This window comes from Streptomyces sp. NPDC029216, from assembly GCF_040648015.1.
Taxonomy (GTDB): domain Bacteria; phylum Actinomycetota; class Actinomycetes; order Streptomycetales; family Streptomycetaceae; genus Streptomyces.
In genome coordinates, this window is record NZ_JBEZWL010000003.1 from 1 (window position 1) to 15,594 (window position 15,594).

General features: G+C 72.3%; 15 protein-coding genes and 1 pseudogene. 12 read left to right on the forward strand and 4 right to left on the reverse strand.

Translation table 11 applies throughout. The features are described from left to right. Positions 1 to 82 precede the first annotated feature (82 nt). Positions 83 to 814, reverse strand: coding sequence for a DUF4190 domain-containing protein (locus tag AB0F18_RS01745; RefSeq protein ID WP_362053615.1), 732 nt, complete (start codon positions 812 to 814; stop codon positions 83 to 85). Between the two features lie 108 nt (positions 815 to 922). Here AB0F18_RS01745 and AB0F18_RS01750 point away from each other — a divergent pair, with 108 nt between their 5' ends. The 5 genes from AB0F18_RS01750 to AB0F18_RS01770 all read left to right on the forward strand — a co-directional run bounded on the left by AB0F18_RS01750 (position 923) and on the right by AB0F18_RS01770 (position 5,886). Next, the gene (locus AB0F18_RS01750) at positions 923 to 1,948 is read left to right on the forward strand and encodes an adenosine deaminase (protein ID WP_362053618.1); all 1,026 of its coding nucleotides are present in this window, start codon (positions 923 to 925) and stop codon (positions 1,946 to 1,948) included. Positions 1,949 to 1,984: 36 nt separating this feature from the next. Beyond that, positions 1,985 to 2,674, forward strand: coding sequence for a glycerophosphodiester phosphodiesterase (locus AB0F18_RS01755; protein WP_362053621.1), 690 nt, complete (start codon positions 1,985 to 1,987; stop codon positions 2,672 to 2,674). Next, complete coding sequence (locus tag AB0F18_RS01760) at positions 2,671 to 3,843, forward strand: histidine kinase (RefSeq protein ID WP_362053624.1); 1,173 nt, start codon at positions 2,671 to 2,673, stop codon at positions 3,841 to 3,843. The genes AB0F18_RS01755 and AB0F18_RS01760 overlap by 4 nt, the downstream gene beginning before the upstream one ends. Then, on the forward strand, positions 3,840 to 4,538 hold the full coding sequence (locus AB0F18_RS01765) for a response regulator transcription factor (RefSeq protein ID WP_362053627.1): 699 nt from the start codon (positions 3,840 to 3,842) through the stop codon (positions 4,536 to 4,538). The genes AB0F18_RS01760 and AB0F18_RS01765 overlap by 4 nt, the downstream gene beginning before the upstream one ends. 148 nt (positions 4,539 to 4,686) lie before the next feature. After that, positions 4,687 to 5,886, forward strand: coding sequence for a serine hydrolase domain-containing protein (locus AB0F18_RS01770; protein ID WP_362053630.1), 1,200 nt, complete (start codon positions 4,687 to 4,689; stop codon positions 5,884 to 5,886). Here AB0F18_RS01770 and AB0F18_RS01775 read toward each other — a convergent pair. The 3 genes and pseudogenes from AB0F18_RS01775 to AB0F18_RS01785 form a co-directional block, all read right to left on the reverse strand. After that, entirely contained in the window at positions 5,853 to 5,975 is a 123-nt protein-coding gene (locus AB0F18_RS01775) for a hypothetical protein (RefSeq protein WP_362053633.1), read from the reverse strand. The genes AB0F18_RS01770 and AB0F18_RS01775 overlap by 34 nt on opposite strands. A 45-nt stretch (positions 5,976 to 6,020) precedes the next feature. Continuing rightward, a pseudogene (locus AB0F18_RS01780) lies at positions 6,021 to 7,199 on the reverse strand (spermidine/putrescine ABC transporter substrate-binding protein). Between the two features lie 75 nt (positions 7,200 to 7,274). Then, positions 7,275 to 8,714: a gamma-aminobutyraldehyde dehydrogenase gene (locus AB0F18_RS01785; RefSeq protein WP_362053636.1), complete on the reverse strand. Its 1,440-nt coding sequence runs from the start codon at positions 8,712 to 8,714 to the stop codon at positions 7,275 to 7,277. A gap of 169 nt (positions 8,715 to 8,883) precedes the next feature. Here AB0F18_RS01785 and AB0F18_RS01790 point away from each other — a divergent pair, with 169 nt between their 5' ends. The 7 genes from AB0F18_RS01790 (at position 8,884) to AB0F18_RS01820 (ending at position 15,583) form a co-directional block, all read left to right on the forward strand. Continuing rightward, on the forward strand, positions 8,884 to 9,387 hold the full coding sequence (locus tag AB0F18_RS01790) for an Lrp/AsnC family transcriptional regulator (RefSeq protein WP_042814156.1): 504 nt from the start codon (positions 8,884 to 8,886) through the stop codon (positions 9,385 to 9,387). 3 nt (positions 9,388 to 9,390) lie between these two features. After that, a complete protein-coding gene (locus AB0F18_RS01795; protein WP_362053639.1) occupies positions 9,391 to 10,752 on the forward strand; it encodes an aspartate aminotransferase family protein in 1,362 nt (453 codons plus the stop codon). A 157-nt stretch (positions 10,753 to 10,909) separates the two neighbouring features. Beyond that, complete coding sequence (locus tag AB0F18_RS01800; RefSeq protein WP_362053642.1) at positions 10,910 to 11,656, forward strand: ATP-binding cassette domain-containing protein; 747 nt, start codon at positions 10,910 to 10,912, stop codon at positions 11,654 to 11,656. Then, a complete protein-coding gene (locus tag AB0F18_RS01805) occupies positions 11,638 to 12,726 on the forward strand; it encodes a hypothetical protein (protein ID WP_362053645.1) in 1,089 nt (362 codons plus the stop codon). Before AB0F18_RS01800 ends, AB0F18_RS01805 begins: the two co-directional genes overlap by 19 nt. A gap of 27 nt (positions 12,727 to 12,753) precedes the next feature. After that, on the forward strand, positions 12,754 to 13,845 hold the full coding sequence (locus tag AB0F18_RS01810) for a Rossmann fold nucleotide-binding protein (protein ID WP_362053648.1): 1,092 nt from the start codon (positions 12,754 to 12,756) through the stop codon (positions 13,843 to 13,845). Positions 13,846 to 13,972: 127 nt separating this feature from the next. Then, a complete protein-coding gene (locus AB0F18_RS01815; protein ID WP_362053650.1) occupies positions 13,973 to 14,881 on the forward strand; it encodes a hypothetical protein in 909 nt (302 codons plus the stop codon). A gap of 84 nt (positions 14,882 to 14,965) precedes the next feature. Beyond that, complete coding sequence (locus AB0F18_RS01820; protein ID WP_362053653.1) at positions 14,966 to 15,583, forward strand: hypothetical protein; 618 nt, start codon at positions 14,966 to 14,968, stop codon at positions 15,581 to 15,583. Positions 15,584 to 15,594 lie beyond the last annotated feature (11 nt).

The window sequence follows — 15,594 nt, forward strand, 5'->3', positions numbered from 1 at the left end:
GTGGGCGGTTTGGGGGTGGGGTTGCGGGGCGGGCCCGGGCCTTTGGCGCCCCGGGCCCGGCCCTCCGTCGTGTGCGGGGTCCTCAGACCCGTTCGCGGACCTGGCTGTTGGACGAGCCGCCACCCGGGGTTTCGTCGAACTCGTCCGCCATGAAACCGGCGAACATGACCGCGACCAGCACGGCGCCCAGCACGATGCCGATCGCGCCCAGGATGATGCCGGCGAGCGCGACCCCGCCGTTGGTGGCCTCGCCCCGGTTCGCCTTGCCGCGGCCGAGCGCGCCGAAGACGACCGCGGCTATGCCGAGCGCGATCGCGAAGAAGCTCGTGACGCAGCCGACGACCGCGAGGATGCCGAGGACCAGCGCGGTGACGCCGAAGCCGTTGCTCGGGCCGGGGCCGTAGGCCTGGTACCCGGTGTAGCCCGGGTATCCGGGCGCGGGCGGGTAGCCGGGCGTGCCCGGATAGCCCGCGGGGGCCTGGTACCCCGCAGGGGGCTGGTACCCCGCAGGGGGCTGGTAGCCCGGGTAGCCGTACCCGGGCTGGGCGGGCGGCTGGGGTGCGGCCGGGCCGGGCTGCCCGTAGCCGCCCTGGGCCGGGTAGCCGTACGCGGCGCCGGGTACCGGAGGCGTCGGCGCGGGTGCCGCCGTCGGCGGGGTCCCGTCGGCTCCCGGCATCCCCACGACCGTCGGCTGGTCGTGGACGGACGGACGGCCCGGATTCCCCGGGGCCTGCTGCTGGTCCCCGCCCGGCGCGGCCGCCGGCCTCTCGGGCGGCGCCCACGGGTCCCTCGGCTCAGGGCTCTGGTCGGTCATACGGCACCCCCCTCTCGTACAGCCATGCTAAGCGCTGCCACCGACACCGCCGGGCCTGCCTACGATGAAGCAGACCTGCCCGCACCAGCGTCCCACCGGAGGCCCTCCATGTCCGACCTGCACCCCTTCATCGCGGGGCTGCCCAAGGCCGAACTCCACGTCCACCACGTCGGCTCGGCGTCCCCGCGCATCGTGGCCGAACTCGCCTCCCGCCACCCCGACTCGAAGGTCCCCACCGACCCCGAGGCGCTGGCCGACTACTTCACCTTCACCGACTTCGCCCACTTCATCGAGGTCTACCTGTCGGTCGTCGACCTCGTCCGCACCCCCGACGACGTCCGCACGCTGACCTTCGAGGTCGCCCGCGACATGGCCCGGCAGAACATCCGCTACGCCGAACTGACCATCACCCCCTACTCCTCCACCCGCCGCGGCATCGACGAGAACGCCTTCATGGAGGCCATCGAGGAGGCCCGCAAGGCCGCCGAGTCCGAGCTCGGCGTCATCCTGCGCTGGTGCTTCGACATCCCCGGCGAGGCCGGTCTGGAGGCCGCCGAGGAGACCACCCGCCTCGCCGTCGACCTGCGCCCGGAGGGCCTGGTCTCCTTCGGTCTGGGCGGCCCGGAGATCGGCGTGCCGCGCCCGCAGTTCAAGCCGTACTTCGACCGGGCCCGGGCGGCCGGCCTGCACAGCGTGCCGCACGCCGGCGAGACCACCGGCCCGGAGACCGTCTGGGACGCCATCCGCGAACTGGGCGCCGAGCGCATCGGCCACGGCACCAGCTCCATCCGTGACCCCGAGCTGCTGGCCCACCTCGCCGAGCACCGCATCGCGCTGGAGGTCTGCCCGACCTCCAACATCGCCACCCGCGCCGTGGCGGACCTCGACGAGCACCCGGTCAAGGAGATGGTGCAGGCGGGCGTGCTCGTCACCATCAACAGCGACGACCCGCCGATGTTCGGCACCGACCTCAACAACGAGTACGCGGTCGCCGCCCGCCTCCTCGACCTCGACGAGCGCGGCCTGGCGCAGCTCGCGAAGAACGCCGTCGAGGCGTCCTTCCTGGACCCGGCCGGCAAGGCGAAGCTGACCGCGGAGATCGACGCGTACACCGCCGAATGGCTGGCCCGCTGACTCCCCTTGATCGCTCCGGCCCCTGAGAATGGGGCCATGAGCACCCTGACTGCCGTCGGCCACCGCGGCGATCCCTACCGAGTCCGTGAGAACACCCTCGCCTCCATCGCCTCCGCGTTCGCGCGCGGGGCCGACGCGGTGGAGATCGACGTGCGGCTGACGCGCGACGGAGTGCCGGTCCTGCTGCACGACGAGACGCTGGAGCGGCTGTGGGGCCACGACGTGCGGCTGGACGCCGTCACGGCCCCGCAGCTGAAGGAGCTCGCCGGGGGCGGGATCCCGACCCTGCGCGAGGCGCTGACGGCGGCCGGGGCGGGGCGGCTGATGATCGACCTGCCCGGGGCCACGTTCGAGGCCGTACGGACCGTCGTCGACCTGGTCCGCGAGTGCGGGGCCCGCGACCGCACGGCCTACTGCGCCGGGCCGAACACCATGCTGGCGGTCCGCGCCGCCGACCCGGGCGCGGAGATCGCCCTGACCTGGACCACCCTCTCGCCGCCGCGCCGGGTGCTGATCGACGCGGTGTCCCCGCGCTGGCTCAACTACCGCTTCGGGCTGGTCAGCCGGGAGCTGACGGACGCCCTGCACCGGGACGGGCTGCTGGTGTCGGCCTGGACGGCGGACACCAAGCGGTCGATGCGCGCCCTGATCCGGGCCGGGGTGGACTCCGTCACCACGAACCGGCTGGACGCGCTGGCGGCCGTACGGGCCGAGCTCGGACGGTGACGGGCGGACCGGGCGGGCGCCTGCGCGAGCGCGTCCTGCGGGCGGATCCGCGCTGGCAGGACGTGGGGCTGACGCTGCTGGTGCAGGTGGCGACGACCATCCCCTTCGTGGTTCCCCGCGACCCGAAGGAATCGCCGGCCACCTGGGCGGCCTACCTGTTGACGACGCTGGGCAACGCGCCGCTGGTGTGGCGGCGGCGGGCGCCCGTGGCGGCGCTGATCGGGATGATCGCGGCCGGTTCGGTCTACCAGCTCGCGCTGGACGGGCCGGGGCAGCCGCTGCCGTACGCGGGGCTGATCGGCGTGTACTCGATCGCGTTGCTGCGGCCGCCGCGGGTGCGGCTGGCCGTCGGCGCGGCCGTGGTCGTGGTGATCGCCGTGTCCGTCGGGCTCAACACCGGTACGGCCAGGGAGCTGCTGTTCTCGCTGTTCGTGTTCGCGGCGGCGTTCGCGCTCGGGCGGCTGCAGGCCGTGCGGCAGGCGTACACGGCGGCGGTGGAGGACCGGGCGGCCCAGCTGGAGCGGGCGAACCGGATCGAGGCGGAGCAGGCGGCGGCGCGCGAACGGGCGCGCATCGCGCGGGAGATGCACGACATCCTCTCGCACGCCGTCAGCATCATGGTCGTGCAGGCGGAGGCCGGGCCGGTGGCGGTGCGCCGGGCCCCGGAACGGGCGGAGGCGGCCTTCGAGGCGATCGCCGAGACGGGGCGGGACGCGATGGCGCAGCTGCGGACGATGCTGGGGGTGCTGCGGGCGGAAGAAGCCGCTCCGCGCGCTCCCCAGCCGGGGATCGGGGCGCTGCCGGCGCTGGTGGACCGGGTGCGGGCGAGCGGGCTCGCGGTGTCCTACGAGCGGACGGGCGAGGTGCGGGAGCTGCCGGCCGCGCTGGAGGCGACGGTGCACCGGGTGGTGCAGGAGGCGCTGACCAACGTGGTGAAGCACGCGGGGGCCTCGGCGGTGGACGTACGTCTGGAGTACGGGCCGCGGGAGCTCGCGGTGCGGGTCACGGACGACGGCCGGGGGCCGGCCGGCGGGGCTCCGGGCGGGCACGGGCTGATCGGGATCCGCGAGCGGGCGGCGGCGCACGGCGGGACGGCGTGGACCGGGCCGGGGGCGGACGGGCGCGGCTTCACCGTGCTTGTAACCTCGCCGCTGGAGGTGGGGACGTGACGATCCGTGTGGTGGTGGCCGACGACCAGGAGCTGGTGCGCAGCGGCTTCGCGATGATCCTGGACGTCCAGGAGGACATCGAGGTCGTGGCGGAGGTCGGGGACGGGGCGGCGGCCGTGGCCGCGGTGGAGCGGCTCTCCCCGGACGTGGCGCTGCTGGACGTGCGGATGCCGGTGCTGGACGGGATCGAGGCCTGCCGGGCGATCTCGGCGCGCAGCGGGTGCCGGACGGTGATGCTGACGACCTTCGACTCGGACGAGTACGTCTACGAGGCGCTGCACGCGGGGGCGAGCGGGTTCCTGCTGAAGGACGTGCGGCGGGACGACCTGGTGCACGCGGTGCGGGTGGTGGCGGCGGGCGAGTCCCTGCTGGCGCCCTCGGTGGCGCGGCGGCTGATCGAGGAGTACACGGCGGCGACGGCCCGGCCCTCGGTGCCCTCCTCGGCCGCGGAGCGGCTGGAGGTGCTGACGGCCCGGGAGCGGGAGACCCTGCTGCACCTGGGGCGGGGGCTGTCGAACGCGGAGATCGCGGCGGCGCTGGTGGTGAGCGAGCACACGGTGAAGTCGCACGTGGGGAACGTGCTGGCGAAGCTGGGTCTGCGGGACCGGATCCAGGCGGTGATCTGCGCGTACGAGACGGGTCTGATCGCGGCGGGCGCGGCGGGTCCCTCGCGGGTATCTCCCTCTGGGGAGTGAGGGCCGGCCGGTCGTCTCCCCCGCGCCGGTGAGTTGTCGTACCGCTGAAGACCCCTCTTGTTGGTGATCCGCGACGACCCCTCTGACCTGCACCATTGAGGTCATCGGGGGGCAGCGGGCCCCGCGGTTCGCACACATGGGGGACGTCATGAAGGCACGTACGCGCACGCTGGTCGCCGCCGCTCTGGTCCTGGGCATCGCCGCCGGTCCGGTGGCCGCGGCCCATGCCGCTCCGGCTCCGGCGGCGGCTGCGGTTTCGGCGGGGGTCGCGGGCCCCGTCTTCTCCGCCCCGCCGAACGCGGCGGCGCTGCGGAAGGCGATCGCGGGTCTGGGGCCGCAGCACAAGGACGCGACGGCCGCGCTGGTGCGGGTGGGCGGTACGAGCGGCAGCTGGCAGGGGAGCTCCGGCGTGGCGGACGTCCGCAGCGGGCGCGCGGCGGTGGAGGAGGCCCGCTTCCGGGCCGGTTCGGTGACGAAGACCTTCACGGCGGCGGTGGTGCTCCAGCTGGCCGCCGAGGGCAGGGTGGACCTGGACCGGCCGGTGCAGGACTACCTCCCAGGGCTGCTGCCCGGCTTCGAGCCGGTCACGGTGCGGCAGCTGCTGAACTACACGAGCGGCCTGCAGTCGGCCGACGGTCCGGGCGACGCCTTCGAGGACGAGTACGCCCACCGCTTCGACGTGGTCGACCCGCACGCGCTGATCGCCAACGCGGTGGCGAAGGGGCCGGAGTTCCGGCCGGGCACGAAGCAGCGGTACAGCAACATCCACTACACGGTGCTGGGCGTCCTGATCGAGAAGGTGACGGGGACGGCGTACGACAAGGCCGTCACTGAGCGGATCATCAAGCCGCTGGGCCTGCGCCGCACTTCGTTCCCGTCCCGGACCCAGAACCGCATACCGGGCCCGTACAACCACGGCTACCAGGCGGTGGTGCAGGCCGACGGCAGCCGCTCGCTGGTCGACGTGTCGGACTGGAACTCCTCGTCCAACTGGGCGGCGGGGGACCTGATCTCGACGACGGCGGACCTGGAGCGGTTCACGGTGGCCCTGTTCGGCGGCCGGGTGGTGCCGAAGGCCCAGCTGGAGGAGATGTTCACCGTCCCCGGCGTGCCGGACGCCGAGAACGGCGGGCACGCCGTGCAGACGGCGGGGATGAAGGAGTTCGTCCTCCCGGACGGTACGAAGCTCTACGGCAAGACGGGCTCCCGGTACGGCTACAGCACGGTGATCGGCGGCACCCGGGACCTGTCGCGCACCCTGGTCTACTCGGTGAACGCCACCGACGCCAAGGGCCGGGACACGAACGCGGTGACCTACGGCATCATCGGCGCGGCCTTCGCCAAGTAGTCGGCGCTTGCCTCCGCTTGCAGCACCTCCAGCCGCTTGATCAGGCGGCGCAGCACGAGCAGGGGGAGGATCCCGAACACTCCGAACACGTCAGCCAGAATCCCTGAACACGTAGTTCTCTTGCGAGAGCGTGATCACAGTCCGACGATGGAGTTCCAGCGCTGGGCGAAGGAGCGGCGTTCGGACGAGGAGATGTCGCGGGCCACGACCAGGCGCTTGCGCATGTCGTCGTCCGGGAAGACCAGCGGGTTCTCGGCGAGTTCGGCGGTCTCCTTCTCCGGGGAGGCGGCCAGGACCTCGCGGGCGGCGGGGACCGGGCAGACGTAGTTGACCGCGGCGGCCAGTTCCGCCGCCACCGCCGGGTCGTAGTAGTAGTCGACCAGCGCCTCCGCATTGGCCTTGTGGCGGGCGAGGTTGGGGATGAGCAGGCTCTCCGCCCACAGCTCGGCCCCCTCCTCGGGGACGACGAACTCGATGTCGGGGTTGTCGGCCTTCAGCTGGATGGCGTCGCCCGAGTAGGCCTGGCAGGCCAGGACGTCTCCCTTGCCGAGATCGGAGGTGTAGTCGTTGCCCGTGAAGCGGCGGATGTGCTTCTTCTTCACCATGCTCTCGACCTGGTCGCACATCCGGTGGAAGTCGGCTTCGGTCCAGCGGGTGGTGTCGGTGCCGTTGCCCTGCATCAGCAGGGCGAAGGACTCGTCGAGACCGGAGAAGAGGGTCACCCTGCCCGCCAGGTCCGGGTGTCAGAGGTCCTGGACGGACTTGATCTCGCGGCCCAGCGCCTTGCGGTTGTAGGCGATGCCGGTGATCCCGGACTGCCATGGCACGGTGTGCAGCCGGCCCTGGTCGAAGGCGGGGGAACGCAGCTGCGGGTCGAGGTTCCGGGCGACGTTGGCCTGGGCCGAGCGGTCCATCTTCTGGGCCCAGCCCAGGTGGACGAAGCGGGCGGCCATCCAGTCGCTGACCACGACCAGGTCGTGGCCGGTCGCCTGGTGGTTCATCAGGGCCGGGCTGACCTTGCCGAAGAACTCGTCGTTGTCGTTGATCTCCTCGCTGTACCGGACCTCGATGCCGGTCTTCTTCGAGAAGGCCTCCAGCGTCGGGCGGCTCTCCTCGTCCTGGTCGTCGGTGTCGATGTACAGCGGCCAGTTGGAGAAGGCGAGGCCCCGCTCCCGCTCCGAGAGGTCCTGCCCCTCCCTGCGGTCCTCCGGGACGTAGGCGGCGGGGACACCGCAGCCGGCGAGGGCGGCCAGCAGGCCCGTGGCACCGAAGCCGCGCAGCACCGCGCGGCGGGAGAAGGGGAGTTCAGGCATGGGCCCAGCCTCGGACAACGCCGAAGGGGCGGGCAATAGACAACGTGTCTACCACCCGCCCCTTCAGTGGCCGGTTCAGCCGTCGAGCGAGGTCATCACGTGCTTGATGCGGGTGTAGTCCTCGAAGCCGTAGGCGGAGAGGTCCTTGCCGTAGCCGGACTTCTTGAAGCCGCCGTGCGGCATCTCGGCGACGAGCGGGATGTGGGTGTTGATCCACACGCAGCCGAAGTCGAGGTTCTTGGACATGCGCATCGCGCGGCCGTGGTCCTTGGTCCACACGGAGGAGGCGAGGGCGTACTCGACGCCGTTCGCGTACTCCAGCGCCTGGGCCTCGTCCGAGAAGGACTGGACGGTGATGACGGGGCCGAAGACCTCGTTCTGGACGATCTCGTCGTCCTGCTTGAGGCCCGAGACCACGGTCGGGGCGTAGAAGTAGCCCTTCTCGCCGACCCGGTGGCCGCCCGCCTCGACCTTGGCGTGGGCGGGGAGGCGCTCGATGAAGCCCGCGACCTGCTTGAGCTGGTTCGGGTTGTTCAGCGGGCCGTAGAGCACGTCCTCGTCGTCCGGCTGCCCGGTCCTGGTCTCCGCGGCGGCCTTGGCGAGCGCGGCCACGAACTCGTCGTGGACCGACTCCTGCACCAGCACCCGGGTGGCGGCCGTGCAGTCCTGGCCGGCGTTGAAGTAGCCGGCGACGGCGATGTCCTCGACGGCCTTGGCGATGTCGGCGTCCTCGAAGACCACGACGGGGGCCTTGCCGCCGAGCTCCAGGTGGACGCGCTTGACGTCCTTGGAGGCGCTCTCGGCGACCTGCATGCCCGCGCGCACCGAGCCGGTGATGGAGGCCATCGCCGGGGTGGAGTGCTCGACCATGGCCTTGCCGGTCTCGCGGTCGCCGCAGACGACGTTGAAGACGCCCTTGGGCAGGATCGAGTCGATGATCTCCGCCATCAGCACCGTGGAGGCCGGGGTGGTGTCGGAGGGCTTGAGGACGACGGTGTTGCCCGCGGCGATCGCCGGGGCGAACTTCCACACCGCCATCATCATCGGGTAGTTCCACGGCGCGACCTGGGCGCAGACGCCGACCGGCTCACGGCGGATGATCGAGGTCATCCCGTCCATGTACTCACCGGCCGAGCGGCCTTCGAGCAGGCGCGCGGCGCCGGCGAAGAAGCGGATCTGGTCCACCATCGGCGGCAGCTCCTCGCTGGCCGTAAGGCCCAGCGGCTTGCCGGTGTTCTCCGACTCGGCGGCGACCAGCTCCTCCGCGCGCGCCTCGAAGGCGTCCGCGATCTTGAGGAGGGCCTTCTGCCGCTCGGAGGGCGTGGTGTCGCGCCAGCCCGGGAAGGCGGCAGCGGCGGCGGCCATGGCGGCGTCCACATCGGCCTGGCCGGACAGCGGGGCGGTCGCGTAGACCTCGCCGGTGGCCGGGTTGACCACCTCGGTGGTCCGCCCGTCGGCGGCGTCCTTGAACTCCCCGCCGATGTAATTGCGCAGACGACGCAGTTCCGTGGTCACTCCAGCCACTCTCCTGATCACATGTCCAACGGTTGAGACAGGACCCAAGCCTAGCCCCTCGGGCGACGCTTTCGACAGAGCTAGACCCGGCCAACTACGAAATCCGTGCATTCGGAGACTCATCACAACGGATTTCATCGATTACGGGTTGCGGAACGGACGACTCCTCGTGCACAGTGGCGTCGTGGTCAGTCGAAGCGCAGATTCCAGGAACAGACAACCGTCCCCTTCGGTCGATGCTGTGTCCCTGGCGATCATCGAGCAACTGCAGGAAGACGGCCGGCGCCCTTACGCGTCGATCGGCAAGGCCGTGGGCCTCTCCGAGGCGGCCGTGCGCCAGCGCGTGCAGAAGCTGCTCGACCAGGGCGTCATGCAGATCGTCGCCGTCACCGACCCGCTCACCGTGGGCCTGCGGCGCCAGGCCATGGTCGGCATCAACGTCGAGGGAGACCTCGATCCAGTGGCTGACGCCCTGACCGCCATGGCCGAGTGCGAATACGTGGTCATGACCGCCGGGTCGTTCGACCTGATGGTGGAAATCGTCTGCGAGGACGACGACCACCTGCTCGAAACGATCAACAAGAAGATCCGCACGCTCCCCGGCGTGCGATCAACCGAGAGCTTCGTTTACCTGAAGCTCAAGAAGCAGACCTACATGTGGGGAACTCGATAGCCCGTGAGCCAGGACCTCTCCAAAACCGCGTACGACCACCTGTGGATGCACTTCACCCGCATGTCGTCGTACGAGAACGCGCCCGTCCCCACCATCGTGCGGGGTGAGGGCACCTACATCTTCGACGACAAGGGCAAGCGCTACCTGGACGGTCTCGCCGGACTGTTCGTGGTCAACGCCGGTCACGGCCGCAAGGAACTGGCCGAGGTCGCCTACAAGCAGGCCCAGGAGCTCGCGTTCTTCCCCGTGTGGTCGTACGCGCACCCCAAGGCCGTCGAGCTCGCCGAGCGCCTCGCCGGCTACGCCCCCGGCGACCTGAACAAGGTCTTCTTCACCACCGGCGGCGGCGAGGCCGTCGAAACCGCCTGGAAGCTGGCCAAGCAGTACTTCAAGCTCCAGGGCAAGCACACCAAGTACAAGGTCATCTCGCGTGCGGTCGCCTACCACGGCACCCCGCAGGGCGCCCTGTCCATCACCGGTCTGCCGGCCCTGAAGGCCCCCTTCGAGCCGCTGGTCCCCGGCGCGCACAAGGTGCCGAACACCAACATCTACCGTGCCCCGATCCACGGCGACGACCCCGAGGCCTTCGGCCGCTGGTGCGCCGACCAGATCGAGCAGCAGATCCTCTTCGAGGGCCCCGACACCGTCGCGGCCGTCTTCCTGGAGCCCGTCCAGAACGCCGGCGGCTGCTTCCCGCCCCCGCCCGGATACTTCCAGCGGGTCCGCGAGATCTGCGACACCTACGACGTGCTGCTCGTCTCCGACGAGACGATCTGCGCCTTCGGCCGCCTCGGCACGATGTTCGCCTGTGACAAGTTCGGCTACGTGCCGGACATGATCACCTGCGCCAAGGGCATGACCTCGGGCTACTCCCCGATCGGCGCCTGCATCGTCTCGGACCGCATCGCGGAGCCGTTCTACAAGGGTGACAACACCTTCCTGCACGGCTACACCTTCGGCGGACACCCGGTGTCCTCGGCGGTGGCCCTGGCCAACCTCGACATCTTCGACAAGGAAGGCCTCAACCAGCACGTGCTGGACCAGGAGGGCAACTTCCTCAGCACGCTGCAGAAGCTACACGACCTCCCGATCGTCGGCGACGTCCGCGGCAACGGCTTCTTCTACGGCATCGAGCTCGTCAAGGACAAGGTCACCAAGGAGTCCTTCACGGACGAGGAGACCGAGCGCGTGCTCTACGGCTTCCTCTCCAAGGCGCTCTTCGACAACGGCCTGTACTGCCGTGCCGACGACCGCGGTGACCCGGTCATCCAGCTGGCCCCGCCGCTGATCGCGGACCAGGGCACCTTCGACGAGATCGAAGGCATCCTGCGCACGGTGCTCACCGAGGCGTGGACCAAGCTGTAAACCGTACGAACGCGTCGCCCGGATCCTCTGTTCGAGTGAGAACACGGGGGTCCGGGCCGTGTGCTGTCACCATCCAAGAGGTTCATCTCTTTACATCTCACTACGGGCCAGTGACCGAAGCGGCTGCGCTTCGTTCCCCCGGACGGAGGTGTACGCCATGGTGGCTCCACCGGACAATGCGCCGCCGGACGACGACGTCCTGTGGGCGCGGTCCCTTCACTACTCCCACGGGGGGTCCCCCGGCCTGATCGGGGTCTGCGCCGGAGTCCGGCAGGGCGAGATCCTCGCCGTGACCGGCCCCCGCGGCAGCGGCAAGACCACCCTGCTGCGCTGTCTGGCCGGACGGCTGGTGCCCGACCAGGGCGAGGTCTGGTTCAACAGCGCCCCCGTCCACACCCTCGGCGCCCTCGCCCGCGAGCGGCTGTTCCGCGACCGGTTCGCCTGGATCGGCCCCGAACCGCAGCTGCTGCCCGAGCTCAAGGTGTGGGAGAACGCGGCCCTGCCCCTGCTGATCGCCGGTGCCCCGCACCGCGCCGCCCGCGCAGCCGCCCACGAATGGCTCGACCGCCTCGACATCGGCGCCTTCGCCGGCAAACGCCCCGGCGTCCTGAACCGCGCCGAGTGCCAGCGGGTCGCGCTCGCCCGCGCGCTGGTCGGCGAGCCCGCCGTGCTCTTCGCCGACGAACCGACCGCCCCGCTGCACCGCGCCGACCGCGCGCTGCTGCTCCGTACGCTCACCACGGCCGCCCGCTCGCACGCGATCACGGTGGTGCTCGCCACCCACGACGAGGAGACCGCGACCGCCGCCGACCGGAGCCTGGCCCTGACCGACGGCCGCCCCGCCGCGTCCGCCGCCTCCCCCAGGACCACGGAGGACCAGGCCGCGTGCTCTCTCTCCGCCTGATCCGCGGCTCCCGCCTCCTGGTCCAGCTCCGCAGGCTGCTGGTCGCCGCCGCCTGCGCCGGCACCGGTTTCCTCCTGCTGTACGTCCTCGCGGACGCCGAGGCCCGGGCTGCCGGATCGTTCCCCCGGCTGCTGTGGGCGCTGCTGCCGCTCGCCGCCACCGTCCAGTTCGCCGTCGCCGTGGCCCGCACCGACCCGGCGACCCGGCCCCGCGAGGGGCTCGACGCCGTCGGGCTGGGACCCGTACGGCTCGCCCTGGCCGCCGCCGTCTCCACCGCCGTCGCCTGCGCCCTGGGCAGCGCCCTCGCCCTCGCCGCGTTCCTGCACCTGCGGGGCGACCTCGCCGGGCTGCCCTTCGACGGGGCCGGGGCCCGGCTGCTGCACGCCGACCGGCCCCTGCCGGTGGCCGCCGCCCTCACCCTGCTGGCCCTGCTCCCCCTGACGGCCTCCGCCGCGACGGCCCTCGCCCTGCGCCCCCGGCCCCCGCACTCCGGGCTGGCCCCCCAGACGGGCGTGCCCTGGGGGGTGGCGCTCACCGCGTGCGGGCTCGCCCTCCTGGCGTACGCCCGCCCGGACGGCCCGGCGATGCCGGCGGCCGGGATCCTGATCGCGCTCGGACTCGCCCTCGCCGGGCCGGGCCTGGCCTACGCCTGCGGGACCCTGGTCCAGGCCGTCCGCCCGGGCGCGCTGCGGCTGCTGGCCGGGCGGACCCTCCAGGAGGAGGCGTCCCGGCTGGGCCGCCCGCTCGGGGTGCTGTGCGCCGTCGGCGCGGCCGCCCTCACCGCCGCCCTGGCCCCGCGCGGCCCGGCGGGCGGGACGCTGACCCCGCTCGGGCCGCTGACCGCACCGGCCGCGGCGCTCGTCGCGCTCTGCGCGGCCGCCTCCCTGCTCACCGCCGCCGTCGAATCCCGGCAGGTGAGGGGCGCCGCCCGGGCGGCGCTGCGCGACCTGGGCACCCCGGGCACCGTGCTGCGTACGGCCGCGGGGCTGCGGGCCGCCGCGCTGCTCGCCGGGTCCGTACCGCTGGTGTGGGGTGTGGCGCAGTTGACGTCGCTGGCCCTGACCCGCTGATGCGGACCAGCCTTTAGGGTGGGCCGAATGGTCAAGGCAGACATCGAGATCGAGACGCTCGCCGAGTTCGACCGGGCAGTGGCCCGGGGGTCCCTCAGCGGCTGCCGCGTCCAGTCGGTCAACCTGCTGGAGCGGACCTTCGCCCTGCTGTCCGCGGACACCTCCGCGGCCGTGTTCCTGGGCTGCGCCATGGAGCCCGACGCGGCGGTGAAGGTCCGCGCGGACGGCGCGCTGGTCTTCCCTCCGGTGCCGGACCTTCCCTTCAACCCGTACCGGGGTCTGCTCTACACGGCGGACGAACTGTTCGCCGGGCTCTCCGAGGGCTACGAGAACACCCCGGACGCCCAGGCGTACGCCTGGTTCCAGGAGTCGAAGGCCGACCGCGACGTCTTCTCCTCGATGCTCCGCTCGATCCACGACGACGCCATCTCGGACGCGCTCGACGAGCACCTCGCGGGCGTCCGCGTGGTCGGCGTCATGGGCGGCCACGCCACGGCCCGGGGCGCCGACGACTACCGCGGCGCGGCCGAACTCGGCCGGGCCCTGACCCGGTCGGGGCTGACCGTGGCGACCGGCGGCGGCCCCGGGGCGATGGAGGCGGCCAACCTCGGCGCCTGGCTGGCCACCGCCCCCGACGGGGCCCTCGGCGAGGCGCTGGAGGAGCTGGCGAAGGTGCCCTCCTTCACCCCGTCGGTCTCCGACTGGGCGCGGGCCGCCTTCGCGGTACGGGACCGCTGGCCCTCGGGCGGCGACTCGGTGGGCATCCCCACCTGGTTCTACGGGCACGAGCCGCCGAACGCCTTCGCCGGCCGGATCGCCAAGTACTTCGCCAACGCCACCCGCGAGGACGGGCTGCTCGCCCGGTCCACCGCGGGCGTGGTGTTCCTGCCTGGCGCGGCCGGGACCGTGCAGGAGGTCTTCGACAGCGCGACGCCGAACTACTACGCCTCCGGCTCGGAACCGACCCCCATGGTGCTGGTCGGCCGCCGGCACTGGACCGAGCACCTCCCCGTCTGGCCGCTGCTCCGGGCGCTGGCCCGGGACCGGGCCATGGAGTCGCGGATCGCGCTGGTGGACTCGGTGGACGAGGTCCCGGACGCCCTCGCGGCCCTGTCCTGAGCGGGGGCCGGGCGGCGGTCCGGCAAAGGAACGGTCAACGAACTCTCTTGCGGAGGCAACTCCGCGGCCCGTTCCGACGTCTGGCAGAGGTACCGCCTTACCTGCCAGACGTTGAACGGAGCCTTCTGTGCTCATAGGCCTGCTGACCGCTGTCGCGGCGTCCATCTGCTACGGGACGGGCTCCGTCCTGCAAGCCGTCGGCTCGCGCCGTGCCGCGCGGATGTCGCCGGCCGCCGCCGGGGTGACCGCCCACGGCGGCCCGAACCTGACCTCCACCGCCAAGGCCGCGATGACCTGGGAGTTCATCGTCGGCACGATCCTGGACTTCGTGGGCTTCGGGCTGGGCGCGCTGGCGGCCCGGCTGCTGCCCCTCTTCCTCTCCCAGACGGTGATCAGCGCCAACCTGGTGATCACGGCCGTGCTGAGCGTGAAGATGCTGGGCATCCGCCTCTCCCGCAAGGAATGGACCTCGATCGGGGTGGTCTGCGCGGCGCTGGTGCTGCTCGCGACCGCCGCCGGCCACGAGGGCGACCACCACGCCCCGATGGCCACGCACTGGTGGCTGCTGGCGGTGACCCTGCTGATCATCGTCGGCGGCACGGCGGCCGTACGGTTCCTCGGCGCGCGGGCCGCGATCCTGGCGGGCCTGCTGTCGGGCCTGGCGTTCGGCGCGCTGGGCGTGGGCGTGCGCATCCTGGACGGGGTCGACCCGTTCGACCTGGGCACGCTGCTCACCGACCCCGCGCTGTACGCGATCCTGGTGGCCGGCGTGGGCGGCATGTACCTGCACACCGTGGCCCTCCAGATCGGCTCGGTGAACGGTGCCACGGCCGCCCTGGTCGTCGGCGAGACGGTGCTTCCGGGCGCGATCGGCGTCCTGTGGCTCGGCGACGCCTCCCGGCCGGGGCTGGCCTGGCTGGCCGTCGCCGGCTTCGTGCTGGCGGTGGCCGGGGCCGTCGCCGTGGCCTGGTACGGCAACCACGACGGGGCCGAGGCCGCCCCGGCCGAGGAGCCGGTCCGGGAGCCGGTGGGCTGAGCCGGCCGGAACGGCCCCCGCGGGCGTTCACCCCGACGGGTCCCCGGGGTGGCGCCGCCGCCGCGTCCGGCGCCTGCTGGAGGCATGGACTCCCCCACCACGCGGCTGCGCACGCCCCGCGCCGCCGGGACGGCCGGTGTCGTCTTCGCCGTGCTGCTCGCGGCCGCGATCGTGCTCATGCGGACCGCCATTCCCTCCGGGAGCCCGGCCGACGCCGCCGTCGCCGAGGACAAGCGCTGGGCCGTGCGGCTGGCGCTGGAGATCGTCCCGTTCGCCGGGATCTTCTTCCTGTGGTTCATGGGGGCTCTGCGGCAGCACTCGGGCGAGGCGGAGGATCGTTTCTTCGCCACGGTGTTCCTGGGCAGCGGGTTCGTCTTCACCGCCACGCTGTTCGTGGCGGCCGCCGCGGCCGGGACCGTGCTCGACGAGGCCGTCCCGCCCTCCGGCTTCGGCCGCCCCTTCGCGTACACCGTCCTGAGCTCCTACGCGATGCGCATGGCGGCCGTGTTCGCCTTCTCCACCTCGGCCATCGGGCGTCGGCTCGGCGTCTTCCCCCGCCCGCTGGTCCTGCTCGGCTTCGCGACCGGGCTGGTGCTGCTGATCGTGGGTTCGAGCGTGCCGTGGGCCGAGCTGGTCTTCCCGTTCTGGGTCCTGGTCGTCAGCCTCCACATCCTCCGCACCAGCCTGCGCCGTACGCCCTGACCTGCGCTTTC

Coding starts and splice junctions, on each gene's coding strand:
- AB0F18_RS01770 (WP_362053630.1), top strand. CDS start 4,687: ATGAAGGCACGTACGCGCACGCTGGTCGCCGCCGCTCTGGTCCTGGGC.
- AB0F18_RS01750 (WP_362053618.1), top strand. CDS start 923: ATGTCCGACCTGCACCCCTTCATCGCGGGGCTGCCCAAGGCCGAACTC.
- AB0F18_RS01800 (WP_362053642.1), top strand. CDS start 10,910: ATGGTGGCTCCACCGGACAATGCGCCGCCGGACGACGACGTCCTGTGG.
- AB0F18_RS01755 (WP_362053621.1), top strand. CDS start 1,985: ATGAGCACCCTGACTGCCGTCGGCCACCGCGGCGATCCCTACCGAGTC.
- AB0F18_RS01810 (WP_362053648.1), top strand. CDS start 12,754: ATGGTCAAGGCAGACATCGAGATCGAGACGCTCGCCGAGTTCGACCGG.
- AB0F18_RS01745 (WP_362053615.1), bottom strand. CDS start 814: ATGACCGACCAGAGCCCTGAGCCGAGGGACCCGTGGGCGCCGCCCGAG.
- AB0F18_RS01820 (WP_362053653.1), top strand. CDS start 14,966: ATGGACTCCCCCACCACGCGGCTGCGCACGCCCCGCGCCGCCGGGACG.